The sequence below is a fragment of the Aliiroseovarius sp. CAU 1755 genome (assembly GCF_054482655.1).
In genome coordinates, this window is the sequence record NZ_JBTLRH010000005.1 from 1 (window position 1) to 16,089 (window position 16,089).

17 protein-coding genes are annotated in these 16,089 nt (G+C 57.5%); 12 read left to right on the forward strand and 5 right to left on the reverse strand.

The window, feature by feature from the left end; all coding sequences use genetic code 11:
- Window positions 1-63: 63 nt before the first annotated feature.
- Window positions 64-285, reverse strand: coding sequence for a DUF2188 domain-containing protein (locus ACXYMP_RS15720; RefSeq protein ID WP_458907521.1), 222 nt, complete (start codon window positions 283-285; stop codon window positions 64-66).
- Window positions 286-464: 179 nt separating this feature from the next.
- Between ACXYMP_RS15720 and ACXYMP_RS15725 the strand changes: the two genes are divergently transcribed.
- Both ACXYMP_RS15725 and ACXYMP_RS15730 read left to right on the forward strand, forming a co-directional pair.
- Window positions 465-782 carry a hypothetical protein gene (locus tag ACXYMP_RS15725; protein ID WP_458907523.1) on the forward strand — a complete coding sequence of 106 codons (318 nt, stop codon included), beginning with the start codon at window positions 465-467 and terminating at the stop codon, window positions 780-782.
- On the forward strand, window positions 782-1,915 hold the full coding sequence (locus ACXYMP_RS15730; protein WP_458907525.1) for an XRE family transcriptional regulator: 1,134 nt from the start codon (window positions 782-784) through the stop codon (window positions 1,913-1,915). Before ACXYMP_RS15725 ends, ACXYMP_RS15730 begins: the two co-directional genes overlap by 1 nt.
- Window positions 1,916-1,982: 67 nt before the next feature.
- Here ACXYMP_RS15730 and ACXYMP_RS15735 read toward each other — a convergent pair whose 3' ends face one another.
- Together ACXYMP_RS15735 and ACXYMP_RS15740 are read right to left on the reverse strand one after the other, a co-directional pair.
- Window positions 1,983-2,552 (reverse strand): PIN domain-containing protein, encoded by a 570-nt coding sequence (locus tag ACXYMP_RS15735; protein ID WP_458907527.1) that lies wholly within the window; start codon window positions 2,550-2,552, stop codon window positions 1,983-1,985.
- Window positions 2,549-3,013: a helix-turn-helix domain-containing protein gene (locus ACXYMP_RS15740; RefSeq protein WP_458907529.1), complete on the reverse strand. Its 465-nt coding sequence runs from the start codon at window positions 3,011-3,013 to the stop codon at window positions 2,549-2,551. The genes ACXYMP_RS15735 and ACXYMP_RS15740 overlap by 4 nt, the downstream gene beginning before the upstream one ends.
- Before the next feature lie 628 nt (window positions 3,014-3,641).
- On the opposite strand from ACXYMP_RS15740, the gene ACXYMP_RS15745 reads away from it, so the two are divergent.
- A complete protein-coding gene (locus tag ACXYMP_RS15745; RefSeq protein ID WP_458907531.1) occupies window positions 3,642-4,010 on the forward strand; it encodes a phosphoglycerate kinase in 369 nt (122 codons plus the stop codon).
- Between the two features lie 123 nt (window positions 4,011-4,133).
- Window positions 4,134-5,999: a ParB/RepB/Spo0J family partition protein gene (locus tag ACXYMP_RS15750; protein WP_458907533.1), complete on the forward strand. Its 1,866-nt coding sequence runs from the start codon at window positions 4,134-4,136 to the stop codon at window positions 5,997-5,999.
- Window positions 6,000-6,340: 341 nt separating this feature from the next.
- Here ACXYMP_RS15750 and ACXYMP_RS15755 read toward each other — a convergent pair whose 3' ends face one another.
- Complete coding sequence (locus tag ACXYMP_RS15755) at window positions 6,341-6,892, reverse strand: hypothetical protein (RefSeq protein ID WP_458907535.1); 552 nt, start codon at window positions 6,890-6,892, stop codon at window positions 6,341-6,343.
- 469 nt (window positions 6,893-7,361) lie between these two features.
- Between ACXYMP_RS15755 and ACXYMP_RS15760 the strand changes: the two genes are divergently transcribed.
- From ACXYMP_RS15760 to repC, 4 genes are all read left to right on the forward strand, one after another.
- Entirely contained in the window at window positions 7,362-7,697 is a 336-nt protein-coding gene (locus ACXYMP_RS15760; protein WP_458907537.1) for a DUF736 domain-containing protein, read from the forward strand.
- Between the two features lie 201 nt (window positions 7,698-7,898).
- The gene (repA, locus tag ACXYMP_RS15765) at window positions 7,899-9,083 is read left to right on the forward strand and encodes a plasmid partitioning protein RepA (protein ID WP_458907539.1); all 1,185 of its coding nucleotides are present in this window, start codon (window positions 7,899-7,901) and stop codon (window positions 9,081-9,083) included.
- A gap of 23 nt (window positions 9,084-9,106) precedes the next feature.
- A complete protein-coding gene (gene repB / locus ACXYMP_RS15770; RefSeq protein WP_458907541.1) occupies window positions 9,107-10,051 on the forward strand; it encodes a plasmid partitioning protein RepB in 945 nt (314 codons plus the stop codon).
- Window positions 10,052-10,292: 241 nt separating this feature from the next.
- On the forward strand, window positions 10,293-11,588 hold the full coding sequence (gene repC / locus ACXYMP_RS15775; RefSeq protein WP_458907543.1) for a plasmid replication protein RepC: 1,296 nt from the start codon (window positions 10,293-10,295) through the stop codon (window positions 11,586-11,588).
- A 24-nt stretch (window positions 11,589-11,612) separates the two neighbouring features.
- Here repC and ACXYMP_RS15780 read toward each other — a convergent pair whose 3' ends face one another.
- Window positions 11,613-12,710, reverse strand: a complete 1,098-nt coding sequence (locus ACXYMP_RS15780) for a tyrosine-type recombinase/integrase (RefSeq protein ID WP_458907545.1) — start codon at window positions 12,708-12,710, stop codon at window positions 11,613-11,615.
- A 125-nt stretch (window positions 12,711-12,835) separates the two neighbouring features.
- Between ACXYMP_RS15780 and ACXYMP_RS15785 the strand changes: the two genes are divergently transcribed.
- The 4 genes from ACXYMP_RS15785 (at window position 12,836) to ACXYMP_RS15800 (ending at window position 15,773) form a co-directional block, all read left to right on the forward strand.
- Window positions 12,836-13,708 (forward strand): DUF1403 family protein, encoded by an 873-nt coding sequence (locus tag ACXYMP_RS15785; RefSeq protein WP_458907547.1) that lies wholly within the window; start codon window positions 12,836-12,838, stop codon window positions 13,706-13,708.
- Window positions 13,709-13,710: 2 nt separating this feature from the next.
- Complete coding sequence (scpB, locus tag ACXYMP_RS15790; RefSeq protein WP_458907549.1) at window positions 13,711-14,313, forward strand: SMC-Scp complex subunit ScpB; 603 nt, start codon at window positions 13,711-13,713, stop codon at window positions 14,311-14,313.
- 71 nt (window positions 14,314-14,384) lie between these two features.
- On the forward strand, window positions 14,385-15,548 hold the full coding sequence (locus tag ACXYMP_RS15795) for an ATP-binding protein (RefSeq protein WP_458907551.1): 1,164 nt from the start codon (window positions 14,385-14,387) through the stop codon (window positions 15,546-15,548).
- A 39-nt stretch (window positions 15,549-15,587) separates the two neighbouring features.
- Window positions 15,588-15,773 carry a hypothetical protein gene (locus tag ACXYMP_RS15800; RefSeq protein ID WP_458907553.1) on the forward strand — a complete coding sequence of 62 codons (186 nt, stop codon included), beginning with the start codon at window positions 15,588-15,590 and terminating at the stop codon, window positions 15,771-15,773.
- Window positions 15,774-16,089: the final 316 nt, after the last annotated feature.

Genomic DNA, 16,089 nt, shown 5'->3' on the forward strand with positions numbered 1-16,089 from the left:
CGTTCACGATGACGCTCACAAGCTGTTTTTCCTGATGATCTTTAGGCATCCAAAGTTCCTTTCTTAGCCTTCAGGTGGGTACGGGTCTTTCCCGTAGGTATTGGCGTCGCGGATTTTTCCGTTCGGCCGGTGAATGATGACCTCGCCCCTTTCGCGTATTGCGGTCGAGCGGGCCGCTCCGATTGCCGCAGCTTGCGTCGGGTGGGTGGAGCCAACTCGGGACGAACCCTCTCGCCGAGTCGCCCAGCCCGAAACGTGCGGTACAACGTGGATGCGCTTTGACATGACGTCTCCTTTTTCAGTACGCGTCGTGTATCTATTTTTGATCAGGATACGTGAAGTGGTCAAGGAAAAAACGAAACATGGTGTGTTATGAAAAAAATTTTGACAAGAATGTCAGAAATGAGTACGCTCCGCGTTATGAAAATAAGGCGTTCAAGCGCCAGCTGTGATGAGGATGCAACATGCAGGTCGGGTTTGAGACGCCTTCCATTGGGGCAATGTGCAACAGTGGACGGCAGCTCGTCTCAGCTTTGGGCATCGAATCGGCTGATAGGGTGAAAGATCTGCTTTTTTTCTTGGACGCCGCACCAACGCTCGCCGACTTGAGTGAATCTCCACCGATTCTGAGAAGGCAGGTCGCTGAAGACCTGCCGCCTGCATTCTCGGTGGGGAAAGCCGGCAATGGACAAGTGCTCTTCCGACCTCAGTCTTTTTTCGAAGGGCAACAGTTGCACGACATCGACAGAATAAGCGTCATTTCCGTGGGAGGAACCGTGTGATGACAACTCAGAATGTTCAATTTCGCCCTGACTACGAACCAAGGCTCCCGGGTGAATATCTGCGCAGGATTCTAAGTGAGCGAGGTATCAAGATTGTCGACTTCGCTCGAAGAACCGGTCGCCCCACCAAGGCAATAAGTGAGATCATATCTGGGAAGGTTGCAATTACGCCTGAAACGGCAATTCAGTTCGAAAGAGTTCTAGGTGAAGGTGCTGGTTTCTGGCTCGCGCTTGAAGCCAAGCACCAGCTTTCTTTAGCCCGCTTGCGCGAAGATATTGCGGACACCAAAAACTCCGCCATCTCATGGGCGCAACGGTTTCCCATTGGTGAAATGCTTAAGCTGAAGTTGCTGGACAAGAAGCCGATCCCTTCTGAAAGCGTTGACCGCATTCTCAGGGCATTTGGTGTAAGCAGCATTTCTGCGTGGGAGCATCATTGGCAGGAACGTTTAGATCTGTCTCGCTTCAAGCAACAGAATCACAACAAAATTGATCCGCTGGGCGTCGCCGTTTGGCTCCGGTGTGCCGAGGTTACCGCGGATCGGATTGACACCTCACCCTATGCAGAAATTGAGTTTAGATCGCTTCTTTCCGACATCAGGATGCTAACGCTGAAGCCATGGGACGAGATTTCGCAAGAGCTAATTGCTTTATGTGCTAACGTCGGCGTTGCTGTAGCGCTTGTCCCATCCGTAGCGAAAACCGGTCTAAGAGGGGCTGCATACTGGGCGAAGAAGGACAAGGCGGTTATCGTGGTGAGCGATCGGTTAAAGCACGAAGAAAATGTCTGGTTCTCGTTTTTCCATGAAGCTTGTCATGTTCTAGAGCATAGCAAAAAGGCCGTTTTCATAGACAAGGACAAAAATGGAACAGGTGGCCGAGGTATTGAGGAAGATGCAGACAGGTTCTCAGCAGAAACTATAATCCCTCGGGTCATAGTTGATGAGTTTCGAGCGACATACGGCCCAAAGGTTGTTCATATGACTCAGAAGGCATTCAAGAGATTTGCAGAGAAGCATCAGGTGGCTCCAGGTCTGCTTCTAATGCGCCTGCAACATGACGACATTATCTCCCATAAAACACCACTTGCTAGGCTCAAGCGTAAGGTTGAGTTCACGGTTCCGCATCATTAACGGATGAAATCCTAGAAACGGTGTTCGAAGGTCGAAGCTGCGTGTTCCCGCTTGCCACCCATCGTGATCAGATTAATTCCTTGAATTGCTCCAACTCGGCCGCTGTTGCGACCAAGCCCTGCTGGGTGAGGATGGCGAGGTAGTCTTCGGCTGAGTATGGCGGGTTTTTGAGGCGGGCGCGGCCTTTGCGGAGAGCTGAACAGAAAAGTCCGGGCGCGAGTGACAGATGGTTGCTCAGGAAGTCGTCTGGATGCAGCGTTTCGATCCCGTACGGCGCAATTGCTTCCTCGGGAAAGTCCTTCAGGTTTTGCGTCACGATCACATCGCATCTGCCGACGATGGCTGCCGCCAGGACATGCCGATCATTGGGGTCAGGCAGGTCGAGCGAAGGGATCAGGGCTTGGTAGCCGGTTACCAAGCAATCCCGTGTCGCCTGATTCATGAGATTTCGCGTCCGCTCGAGTGCGGCGCGGTCCCGGTGGGGCTCGTTACGCATCAGCGCTTCAATCCACTCTCGGTGAATATCTCCAGACCACTTGGCCTTGAATACATCAGTCACGGCGAGTTGCATGAGTACATCGCGCATCGGCGCCGGATAGAGAACGTTGGCGTCGAGAAGCGCCGTATAGTGGCTCATGGTTTGCCGTAACCCATATCCTGGTCTTGCGCCTCAGTTGCCAGCTGGTCGAGCACGCTTTCCCGTTCGGCATCGATGTCCGCCTTGTAGGCCATCACATCTTCCATCCGGATGCGGCGGTGCCTACCCACTTTGCGGTGGGGGATCTTCTGCTCATCCAGAAGCTTGATCAGAAACGGACGTGAGACATTCAACACATCTGCGGCCTGAACCGTAGTTAGTTCGGCATTCTCAGGGATAATCGTGACCCCCTGCCCCGCTGCCATGGCTTCCAGGATATCCATGAGAAGCGCGACAGCACCAGCCGGCAGTTCAATCGGTTCGACCTGATCTCCGTCGGTGACGCGCAGCTTGAGAGGCGCTTTGCTCCGTGCATAGCGCGACAGGAGTTGCCCGGATGCGCGTGCGATTGCGGCCTCCTGGGCGCTCGGGGGCAATTGCCGGTGAGCCATCATGTTCATGAGCCATCTCCTTTGCTGCAAACCTCAATATAAGCCTAAACGCAATAAATGCAACAAATGAATTAAGTGTAGATCATACGTAGTTCGATGAATTTGGTTTTGAGGAATGGTTGGTTCGGCACGCCAGCGCTCTGGCGCTGACCAGGCTCTTGGCTGCGCCCGGAGCCGCGTGTGTCGCGTCTCCGCCCATCCGGGAAACGATCCTTCGTGCATGTCTCGGATGAGATCGCGGCCGAGACCGCGATCGCTTGAACCAGCGGTCAGCCGGGCCTCCGCTCTGCTCTAACCCGGCTGGCAGGTTTCATTTCCTTGAATCCGCCTGCCATCCGGTCGGCGCCCCGAACAGGGGCTCTGGTGTCGCGTGCCGCGCCAGCCTCCTCGGAGAAATCCGGTTCCTCCCATGCGGTTGCACGGGCCCCTCCCGATTTCACCGCTCCGGCCCCCTGTGTCGGGACGCCGTCCGGCCGCAGGAGGGCTCACGCCCTCACCTGCTCTGCCCAGCCGAAAAGCACGGGGGCTTTTCGGACTGACAGATCAGTCGAGGCCTCCGCCACTGGCGGAAGCGGACAGGGCCGAGAGGTCACAAGAACAAGATGCCGCGCCGCTCTAACCACGAAAGGAGTTGGCCATGGGCCTCGATCAATACGCATATGTCAAAACCCCCGAGAGCGGCGACGAGGGCGAAAGTCCTAAGTTCGTCTGGCGTAAGCATTCCAAGCTGCAAACCTTCATGGAGGCGCTCTACACCGAGCGCACGGGGCTTTCCGCCTCCGATCTCAATTGCGGTGAGTTGAAACTGGAAACCGCCGACATCGACACTTTGGAACAGGTGGTGAAGGGAAGCGCCCTGCCCCATTGCGAGGGCGGGTTCTTCTATGGCCATCAGTTTCAGGACGAGGTGGCAGCTGAGTCCCGCGACTACGATCTCGCGTTCTGCGCTTGGGCGCGGGCCGAAATCGAACAGGGATCGACCGTGATTTATTCCTGCTGGTGGTGACGCCATCGGGGCTGGAACCTCACGCGTTCCGGCCCCCCTCCCCTGCCCCATCCACAAAACCAGCCGCCGAGCGCCTGAGCCGCGCTCTGAGCAGGCCTGACATCCATCCGAAAGGACAATCCCATGACCAAGCAACAGACCATTCAAGCCGACACCGCCAGCGCCGTGATCCTGCAAATCCCCTTGGAGATGCTTACCATCTCGGATCTGAACCCGCGCAAAGCCGTTTCCGAGGCGCATATCGAAAGCCTCGCAGACAGCATCGAGCGCTTCGGCCTCATCCACAACCTCGCAGGTCTCATGGACGAGGATGGCAAGGTCGGGATCGTCGCGGGCGGGTGCCGTCTCTGCGCCATCCAGAAGATCGCGGAGCGGTCAAAGACCCATCCTTTCACCACGGTGCCAGTCAAGCTGGCCGCTGACGCTGCCGAGGCCGAAGATTGGGCCAGCGCCGAGAACGCTGCCCGTGAAGATATGACCCCGGCAGACGAAATCCGCGCCTTTGGCCGCATGAAATCACGCGGGGCCACCGTGCCGGAAATCGCCCTAGCCTTCGCCGTGACCGAAGCCCGCGTCTATCAGCGGTTGGCTCTCGCGGGCCTGCCCGAGCCAGTGCTGGACGCGCTGGCCGCAGGTGAGATCAGCCTCGGCACCGCCAAGGCCTTCACCCTCTCCGATGACGAGAGGCTCACCCTGAGCCTTCTGGATCAGGTGAAGGGGCAAGCCGTCTCCGAATCTGCAATCAAGAATGCGCTGCATCCCGATGCCATCAAGGCCACAGACCGCCGTGCCAAGTTCGTTGGGATCGACGCCTATGAGGGCGAGGGCGGCACGGTCACGCGCGATCTCTTTTCCGACGAGGTCTTCCTCGCCTCCCCTGCCCTTCTGGATCGGTTATTCACGGAGAAGCTGGACGCGGCCCGTGCTGATCTGGTCGAGACCGAAGGCTGGGCATGGGCCGAGGCCCGACCCGAGGCCTGGCTCAACTACTACGAGTTGGATCAGATGAAGCTGGCACGCCTCTACCCCATCGAAGGTGATCTGACCGAGGAAGAGGCGCAAGAATACGACGAACTGGCAGACCTTTCCAATGGCGGGGTTCTGGACGAGGAAGGCGCGGCGCGGCTCATGGAATTGCAGGTCCTTCTCGACGGCGACTATTCCGAGGATCAGAAAGCCCATGCGGGCTGCATCATCCTTGTGAACGGCTCAGGCAAACCCGAGATCACAGCCGGTCTGGTCCGTCCCGAGGACAAGAAAGCCGCTATCGAGGCCGGTGTTCTGCAAGCACCGCAGGTCACCAAATCCGACACCCCGAAATCCCCCTACTCGCAAAAGTTGGTGGCGGACATGCAGGCGATCCGGCTGGCCTCGGTTCAGGCAGCCCTTCTGGCCAAACCGGAACTGGTTCTGGACCTGTTGGGCTTTGGATTGTCGGAGGCATCGGGCAGCTTCGAGAGCGTCTTCGGCATTCGGCTGGACCGCCCAACCAACGCGCCGAGCGTTGAGGATGGGTTCGCCCGTGAACCGCGTCTGGAACATGGGGTGGATGCCAGCGAATACTGGCAGAAAGGCACTCGTGTCGAAGACCTGTCGGAAGCCTTCACCGCGTTCCGTGAGGACGGAAAGAAAGGGCGTAATGCCCAAATCACAGAAGCCATTGCGCGCACCCTGCCCTATCGGGCTGGTGGCGCGGAGTTCTTCGAGTTGATTGGAAACGAAGCCGGGGCCGATATCCGCAAGCACTGGAAGCCCACGGCAGAGAATTTCTTCTCGCGGGTCTCAGCCGGTTATCTGATCGATCTGCTCTGCGACTTCCTCGATTGCGATGCCCGCGACGAGCGTGTCGCCAGGTTCGCCAAGCTCAAGAAGGCGGAGAAGGCCGAGAAGATGGAAAAGCTCATGAGCGACCCAACAACCCAGAAGCTCATGGGGCTGACACCCGATCAGAAAGCCAAACTCGACAAATGGGTGCCCGATTGCACCTGACGGCTCCTTCGTGGGGAGACCCAACTGGCCCCGCTTCGGCGGGGCTTCTTTTTTGTTCAGGTAGGGCCTGGGGAAGCGGCCCTCAAAAATGTCCGGCGGCGGGGCAGAAGGACAAGCCCCCTGCCCCGGCGCCGGACCAGCGCTGTCCGCGCGGGAGCACCGATTGGGCGGTGCGGCGTGATGCGTGGAGCCTTGAGCGATCAATGAAAGCAGCCTTTCGATCAAATCGCGGCGAAGGTCTGGAACGAGCCCATAGTTTCGGATGCTGCAGACGGCACGAATGGCGGCTATAGACAAGTTGGCGCTGTGCAGCCTGAAGGACTCGCTCTTTGAACGTCACCTCACCGCATCTCGAAGCCTTCACCTCTAACTCTGCCGTGACTTGGCAAATATGACGCTGCAAACTCCGCTCGATGCCGGATACTTGGTTCTTTTGATCTAAGGCGTTCGCCAATTTCATTGCTAAAGCCCCTTGTTTCAACTTTTGGAATGAGGCGGCAGATATCGCGAAAGTTTCGCAGTGCTTTCGTGTCGATCCGACGCAAGATCAGTTCCTGGATCAATTGCTTCTCTTCATCCGAGAGGTCCAACTTCTTGATGCGCCTCACCAGTCGTTCCAGAATGTACCCAGACCGAAAGAAATAGGGGTCAGTTGCGATATAGCTGAATGCAAAATCACGCAACCCTTTGTCTTGCGCTATGTCCTCGGAAAGACTTCTTTCGACAAGATCGTCAACCTCAGAACTGAACTCTCGAAACTGTTTCGCAGCCCGTTCCCAATCTGAGTGCGCGTGCGTAGATTTCTCCCTGCGCCGAAAAGTCTCCCATACCTTCGAATGGAGTTCATTCTTCTTATTTTCGTGTTGCCGAATGAGAGTGCAAAAGTCTTTCATGCGTTCAGTCTAAGGGTTCGTCGCATGCGCGCGCCAGCCTGTTTCTTGGGGTTTGAGATTCGGGCCTCGCGACCAACAATGCTCACCTTAACCCGAGAGCTGCCATTCGCGCAGCCGCAGCGAAAGCTCACTTTGTCCGCTCTGCAGTCGTCTGCTGTGGTTGCAGTGAACGTCTGCTTCGGTGATCTGAGGTCGCGCCGAACACCCATCTTTGCTCACAAATGTCGCTTTCGGTTCGTTGCAGAGTTCTCATTGTGCCCCTCATCTGGGGTTGCATGACATGTTGGTCGCAGGGTTCGCCCCGAACACAAAGGGCGGTTGCCAGAATTGTCCCCTGCCCTTCGGGCATTCCGCGCGCAACAAAATTCAGCCCCCCTGCCCTTCTCCGCTTCGCTGCGCCTTCGGTGTGTTCAGGCCGTTGTCCCCTGCCCTCTGACCATCATTGCAACACCAGAAAAGGAGCACAGCAATGACCACCAACTGCATCAAATTCGAAAGCGCCGATATCGAGACCGCCAAGGGCGTCGGTTCGATCTCCACCCTGACCTTCGACATCGACATCACTGTCGAGCCAGTCGCAAGCGATAATCCGATGGCCCCCACGCACCGCGTTCTCGGCCGTTCGCCACGTGGCCGCCTAGTCGAATGCGGCGGGATCTGGAAAAAGCAGAACCGTGACACTGGTGCTGATTACTTCACCATGAGCATCCGTGATTTCGGTTTCAACGCCAATCTCGGCAAGGCCGCAAACCAGGATGATGACACGCTTCAGGCGGTGATCCCCTGGGGTCCGAAAGAAGTCTGAGTAAGGCTCCCGGCGAGGCAATCTGCCTCGCCGCAGGGTTTACAGCTGTAAACTTGCATGGTTTGATGGGCAGCGCATATAGTCCACTCCTGCCCATTTAGACACTAAATAGGCGAAAAATCTTGACTTAAGTGGGTGAATCACACCTTTTATCCCCAAGTGGCGCGAAAAAGGCCACATGTTTGAATTTGGGGCAACCACATGATTCCAGTGACACCGCTTAATACCGAGAGGCCATCAGCCCTCGCAACCGAAATTTCCGAACGGCTGAACGCGGCAATCAGAGAACACCTTCTTGCGGCTTTCGCACCCGATAACACAAAGTCGTTGCGCGCCTTCGCTGCTCCAGAGGTTGCCGAGTTGCTGGGTGTCTCTGGCCAGTTCATGCGCAAAGTGCACGCTGAGGGAACTGTTCCCGAGCCGAGCGACATCCGTGGTGGCCGTCGGTATTACTCTGCCCAAGAGATTTGGAATGCACGAGAGATCCTTGAGCGCTCGTCTCGTACTAAAGGCCGATACGTTCCCTGCCGTTCCCCTGAAGAGAAGCTCCAGGTCTGGCAGCTAATGAACTTCAAGGGAGGCAGCAGCAAAAGTACCACCACCATTCACCTTGCCCACTTTTTTGCGCTACGTGGTTACAGGGTGCTCGCTGTGGACCTCGACCCGCAAGGCTCGCTTACATCAATGTGCGGGATTAGCCCGGAGATTGAGTTTGATGGGCTGACGATCTACGACGCAATCCGTTATGATGATCCCGTGGACATGGCGGAGGTCGTGCAGCCAACCTATTTTCCTGGGTTGTCAGTCGCTCCGTCGCGGCTGATCCTTTCCGAATTTGAAACGGAATCGGCGGTTCATTCGAACCCGGACCAGCCGTTTTTCACACGTATTCAGGACGCACTTGCCCAGGTAGAAAACGATTTCGACGTGGTTCTTGTAGATAGTCCGCCGCAGCTCGGGTTCCTAACAATTGCAGGAATGGCAGCAGCGAGTTCTCTGCTCGTGCCCCTCACGCCTTCCATGTTGGACGTGTCGTCCACGGCTCAGTTTCTGGAACTTGCAGGCGCCTATATGGGGGTGATTGAGGAGGCCGGCGCGACGCTGCAGTACGATCATTTCAAATTTTTGATCACCCGTGACGAGCCAACCGACGTGCCTTCGCAACAGCTTACATCCTTCATGCGCGCCTTGTTTCAAGATCGGGTTATGTCGGCGACCGCGCTGAAGAGCACCGCAATCAGTGATGCGACAATGCTCAAGCAGTCGATCTATGAGGTTGTTCGTTCCGAGATGACGCGAGCGACATATGATCGTGCCAAGGGTTCGATGGATGCGGTTGGGGAAGAAGTCGAGAGTATGATCCATCATGCATGGGGACGTTCATAATGGCCAGGAAATCACTCCAAGAAATGTCTGGCATCGCCAGCACAATTGCGCGGTCTGGTGCAAAGCCAGCGGACAAGGTTGCAAAGACAAGTGCTCCGGCTCTCGGTGCGCTGCAGGGATCACTCGCAGCAATTCGTGAAATTGATCCAGATCTGATTGATGATTGGGGACCCGTCGACCGGCTCGGCGAGTTTACAGCTGTAAACTCCGAAGATGACGGCGAAGGTTTCGATGCTCTCAAGAACAGTATTCAGGAAGGCGGGCAACAGGTCCCAATCCTTGTTCGAAAGGCGAAATCTGAAGGCCGATATGAGGCAATCTATGGTCGACGGCGACTAAGAGCCTGTCGGGAGCTTGGCATCAAGGTGCGCGCCAACGTCCAAGATATCGATGACGAAACGGCACTTCTTGCAAAGGGTTTGGAGAACGCTGCTCGCCGTAACCTTTCGTTCTACGAAAAGGCTCGGTTTGCGGAAGCTATTCTAGAGGCTGGTCACGCCACTCCTACGGTGAGGCAGGTTTTGAGCCTGTCTGCCTCAGGTCTGTCGCATTTGATGAAAGTGACTCAGAACGTGCCGAAAAGGGTAGGAGATTTTGTCGGGGCTGCTCCGAAATCTGGCAGACCGAAATGGACCGCTCTTGCGGAGCTTTTTATTTCAAAAAAGCTCACTGAGAAGGCTGCTCTGTCGGTTCTCCAAAAGTGCGGACAGGAAGTTAGCTCCGATGACCGATTGGAAGTCCTGTTGAAAGAAGCCTCAAAGCGAGGCGCGCGACAAGGCAACGGCTCCTCGGAAGTGACACCGATCGAAGGCGTGACGATTAAGACAGGTCGCGGTTCGGTATCGATGTCAGCCAAGAAATCGGGTGCTAATGCGAAGTTTGCTGATTGGCTCGACGACAATCTGGCTGAAATCATCAAGAGATCCTACGCCGAGTTTACAGCTGTAAACCGGACGGATGAGAACTGAGGAAGAGCAGAAAGGAGGAAGGCGAGCAAAGAAAAACCCCCGAAACCGGAGCTTCGAGGGCTGCTGCGCAAAGCGCAATTCTTAGATTAGACACCTAGAATCTAGCAGCCACCGAATCACCACACAAGAGAAAACGCTCCTGAGCGAACGGGAATTCTTTGTCAGCTGGCAAAAAATGACAAAATTTGATGATGCTCCGCATGGAGCAACTGGGACAGGCATGGCTCAGAACGATCGAGGTATGTCTAACATCGACCCGCCGTCGGGATGGCGTAAAGCAACGGCCGGACTTGCCGTGGCCGAGCAGCATGCCCAAGCCGGTGAACGGGTAGCTGTACCCAAAACTCAGGCCTTTGTGGCCGTGAAGCGCGTAGGCGCTCATATCGGCCTCAAAGCCGGCGATATGCTGCTTCTGGATACGCTTGGAGCCTTCACACAGGCCCAGGACTGGGAGGAGGGGCGTCGCCCGATCGTCTGGGCATCGAACGCTTATCTGATGGAACAGACAGGCTTCTCGCTTTCGGCCCTCAAGCGTCATGCACGGCGCCTGGCCGAGATCGGCGTGATTTCCTTCAAGGACAGCCCCAATGGCAAACGCTGGGGCCGCCGGGACGCGGATGGCGTTATCATCGAGGCCTATGGCTTCGATCTGTCGCCGCTATCGGCTCGCGTCGAAGAGTTCGAGCAGCTCCAAGCCGAATTGCAGGCCGAGCGTGAGCTCTGTCAGCGTCTGAAGCGCCAGGTCACGGTGGCACGCCGGATGATCCGCGCGCGGATCGAGGCGGCCGTCAGCGGCGCGCTGAGAGGTCCGTGGACGCAATTCACCAATCTCTTCGAAGAGCTTTTGGACCGTCTGCCGCGCCGGAATACGGCCTCTGAGACACTTTCACGGCTCCTGGCATGGTTCAGGGAACTCCAAGAGCGTGTTGAGGCAGCCTATCTCAAAGCAACTCGGGCAAAAGAGGATGTGGAAAACTCGGTCGAAGTCATTGAACAAGTCACTGAACAGACTCAAGAAATGAACCCCAGGGAGGTCATTTCTGACCCTCATATACTAATTACAAACCAACTTAATCCTGTAACCTGTAAGTCCTCTGAAAAAGAGAACGTGGCGGGTGTGGTGCCTAATGCGCCACCGGAAGAGCAAGTGGATAGGGAGTTGGAAGATTGGGTGGCTGAGACGCGCAAAAAACGCGGTACAGCGCTTGATTTGCCGACGGTGATGCAGGCTTGTCCCGAATTCGCGTCCTGGGCGCGCAATATGGGCGGATACCTGAAGGATTGGGGCGATCTGCACCGGATTGCGGGGCAACTCAGGCCAATGATCGGTATTTCCGAACACGCCTGGAACCTTGCACAGGACCGGTTGGGGCCACAAATCGCGACAGCGGCCCTTGTTCTGGTGTTTGACAAGCACGCGGCAGGCGAAGTGGCGTCTCCGGGCGGATACCTGCGCGGAATGGTCGAGAAAGCCGGGGCAGGGGAGCTGCATCTCGAGCGCAGCTTCTACGGCAGGCTCAGTGGGCAGGCCGCGTGATGCTGAATTGGCAAAATCTGACGCCTAAAGCCCCGCGGCCTTGGTCAGGTTCACCCGGAACCGGTCTCGGCGGCGCTGATAGCGGCGGGTCATTTCTGCCGAGGCATGTCCAAGGTGCTTTTGGACGTAGCGTTCATCGACCTCGGCCGAGCTGGCGAGACCTGCACGCAGGCTGTGCCCCGAGAACAGGGCGAGGCGGTCTTTCTCGGGCAGCTCGGCACGGATTCCGCTTTTCAGCACGGTGGTTTTGATGAGACGGGCGACGTGTTTGTCGCTGAGCCGTGCTTCCAGCGCCCGTTTGCCGTCCCGCGAAGTGCGGACAAAGATAGGCCCGAAGTTGATTTTGGCGAAGTGCAGCCATTGTTCCAGCGCGTGCACGGGGCAGGTCTGGTCGGATGAGCCGCGGCCAATCTCGACCTCGCGCCAGCCGGTTTTGGCGTTCAGGGTCAGAACCGCACCAACGTCGAGAATCTCGATCCATCCGCCGGAATCTGGCGTGTCGTCTTTGCTATGGTCTAGGCTGACTATCTCCGAGCGTCTGAGACCGCCAGCATATCCCAAGAGCAGGATCGTGCGATCCCTGAGCCCGCGCAGATCGAAGGGTAGGGTGGCCACCATGGCGAGGATGTCTTCGGGCAGGATCGCTTCTTTCTGCACCGGCGGCCGGGCGTGTTTGCGCTTGATCCCGGCGAGCACGGTCGCGATGTGGCGATCCTTGCGGTCGAGCGTAAACCCGCGTTGCGCATAGTTCCACGCGAGCCCGGAGAGACGACGGTCAATGGTCGAGACCGACAGGGCAGGGGTGGGGCCTGTTGGTGCCGCAAGGTCGGTCAGGTAGAGGCCGATCATCTCCGGCGAAGGCGGAAGGGGATCCGTTCCTTTCAGGCGACACCAACGCGCAAAGTGCTTCCAATCGGCGGTGTAGGCCTTGTTGGTGTTCTCGGCCGTCGAGGCCACCGCGTAATCCCGCGCTGTGTCCACCAACCGATCAAGAGTGCCGGAGCCCGCAACATGGGAGGGGAGAGTCAGAGCCTCACCAGGACGCGGGCCTCTCTCGTCGTCTTCGTTGGGTAAGGGGCCAACATTCGGGTCTGAGCTCGATTTCTCGTTGTTTTCTGACATGCCGCTGAGCATATTCCTTTACGTCCGATAATGCAAACTTATTGGACATGATTGAGATCTGCAGAGCGGGGCGGTTTCTACCGTATATTGTAGACGAAAGCGCCGCGATAGACTAGTGTTGTAGCATGACATATGCTCATGACGACTTCGACACGCTACCCCGGATGCCGTCCTGGATCACCTCTAGTCGTCCAGAAACCCTTGAAGATGTGGCTTTTTTGTCAGGCGCGGCACTAGCCCACCTGCATGTTGTGTTGGACCGCTCAGAGGTCCCCCAGAGCTTGTTGCGAGACAGGCTGAGCCTGACCGCGGCGGAAGCCTGCATCGTGCGTTCAGGGCGATCCGAAAGGGCAGGGGAGTTGCGTGATGCGGTGCATCTGTTGCGTTCCGGAGATCTGCCCGGACCGGCAGGGGAAACCTATCTGACGTGGCGCCGCGCGGTGGAACGACCGAACTCGGTCAAGACGTTATGTCGGGCCTTGCCCGGAATTGAGGCGGGCCAGCTGGTTGAATGGTTGGATGCGGGGCAGGGGTCGCCGGTGAGCCGTGCCGCTGCAGTGCTGGAGACCGTTCTGACGCAAGCGCCGCGTAAAGAGATTCCGGCACTAATCCTGGCCGATGCTGCGCTGGCACAAGCGCTCGGCCGGGATCATCTTGTGCCGCTGCTGGCTGTCGGCGTGAAACGTGCCGACCTGCGAAAGCGTGGCGACGAGTTGCGATTGGCCTGTCATCGGGCCGTGACCAGATCGACGTTCGATGCTGTGGGTCTAGCCGCCGACCTGGCACGTCGTGCGGATCGCCTGAATGCTGTCGCGCCGAAGCTGCGGGCGAAAGGGGCAGGGGCCGCGGTCGAGATGTTCCTGACGCGCGACGCGGTGGCACCATCGGAGCTTCCCCTGCCGGATCGAGCGGCGCGTCGCCTTTGCGACCGGTTGGTGGACCTTGGAGCTGTGCGTGAATTGACGGGCCGCGATACGTTTCGGCTCTACGGGGTGTAGAGATGGCCAAGGACCACACCGAGACCGAGTTGGACCGAGAGCTCGAGGACCTGCCCGCTGAGTTGCGCTGGCGGGAATGGATGCGGCGGATCGAGGCAGTGCTGTTTGCGACTGCTACGCCGGTGCCGCGTGAGGACTTGGCGCGCGTCATAGGGCAGGGGGCCTCGGTCGATCTGTTGATCGAAGATCTCTCTGCTGACTTGGAAGGGCGGGCCTTCGAGATTGCTAAGGTGTCTGGCAGATGGATGTTTCGAACGAGAGCCGCATATGCGCCTGCGATCCGGGCCGCCGCAGATGTAGGCGACCAGGTTCTGGACCTGAACGAGTTTGATGTCGCGGTGTTGGCGGCGATCGCCTATCACCAGCCAATCACCCGCGATGGGTTGAAGGACATCTTTGGCAAGGAGATCAGTCGTGATCTGATCGGGAGACTGTATGCGCGCGGGTTGATCGGAACCGGGCCGCGCGCGCCCAGACGAGGGGCGCCCTACACGTTCGTAACGACAGAGCAGTTCCTGGTCGCGTTCGGGTTGGAAACCCTCGCTGACCTGCCGGATCGGGAACAGTTGGAAGATGCTGGAATGATTGAAGCTGCGGCTTCTTGAAGCCTTTCAATTGGACGAACATCCTGAGAATAACCTTGCAAATCTTCCACGACATGGAATAAATGCAAGGTATGATCGAGCGCAGTCATAGAAAATCAGTCGAAGAAGCACTGGAGAACCAAGCGGGAGTTGTCCTTCTTGGGCCGCGGCAGGTCGGCAAAACGACACTTGCTCAGGACATAGCGGAAAGCCGCGACGCGGTCTATCTCGACATGGAGCGAACCGCTGATCGCCAAGTTCTGGAAGTACCGGATCTTTATCTTGACGAACAGGTAGGCCGTCTTGTCGTGATTGACGAGGTGCAGCTAGTGCCGGGTCTGTTCGGCGCGTTGCGGGGGCAAATCGACCGGCGGCGCAGGCAGGGGCATCGGACCGGGCAATTCCTGTTGTTGGGATCTGCGTCGAACACGCTTTTGCACCAAAGCGCGGAATCGCTGGCTGGCCGGGTCAGCTATCACGAACTGACGCCCTTCATGCTGCCTGAGGTTGGTTCGGATGCGATGTCCACTCTCTGGCTGCGTGGTGGCTTTCCTGACAGCTATCTCGCGAAGAGTGATCGGGCCAGCCTCACTTGGCGGGAAGATTTCATCCGGACCTATCTTGAGCGCGACATTCCTTCCTTCGGGTTGCGCATCCCCGCCGAGACATTGCGAAGGTTCTGGACCATGCTGGCGCACGAGCAAGGGGGGCTTTTGAACGCAGCCAAGCTTGCAGGCAATCTTGGTGTTTCGGGACAAAGCATTGCCCGGTATCTCGACCTGCTTGTCGATCTGATGCTGGTGCGGCGATTGCCGCCCTGGCATTCAAACGCGGGAAAGCGATTGGTCAAATCGCCCAAGGTTTACATTCGGGATTCCGGACTGACCCACGCACTTCTTGGGATTGAGGCACAGGAAGACTTGCTGGGGCATCCGGTCGTGGGTGGCAGCTGGGAAGGTTTCTGCATCGAGAACCTGATTGCTGCCGCTCCCCGCGGGACCGAGGCGAGCTTCTATCGTTCATCAGCCGGTGCGGAGATTGATCTGGTTTTGAAGCTCCCTAGAGGCCAGATTTGGGGCATCGAAATCAAGCGGACGACGTCGCCGAAAGTCACGCGCGGGTTTCATACCGCAGCCGAAGAGTTAGATGTATCGGAACGGATCCTCGTCTATGCCGACGAAAAGGACGTGCCTGGGCAGGGCGGCGTTCGTGCAATGCCTTTGATGGCTGCTTTGGAACGGCTCGCGTCAGCGTAGTGGGCTGTTCCAGGGTGACGTCGCCATAACTGGGCCGGTATGAACCTGGAGATGCAAACAACATTGCTCACGACTGTGAACGCGCCATATCAGACCTATCTGGATGGTCGCGCGTTGGCGGCGGCGCTGAATGTGGGCGAGATCACAATAGGCCGGGTGAACTCGTTTTTCATGGAGGTCACCGTCCCTGATCAATTGGCATTTGCGAAGCTGCATGGCGTCTAGGAATCAATCTTGATCGAGACCGCGAAGGCATTCGCAATCTGGTCCGGCCAGAACCCCGCCATTCTCGCGTGACGCCATACTCAGCTTGTCGTCGATTGTAAGATAGCTCTTCGACAGCCGCCGAACATGATGGTTCCGCCAAGCTCAAATTTGCTGAACAGTGAATATAGCCGGTTTCGTGAACCTAGCCTGATCTGCAAGATCGGGTGATCTCGCGCGAGTGCGCATTTGTCGTTGTGGCGCTGCGGATGATTTCAGCTTCCCACCATCAACCTCCTTCGTCTCATCCCCGTGCGAGCAAGGGGATCGCGGGTCT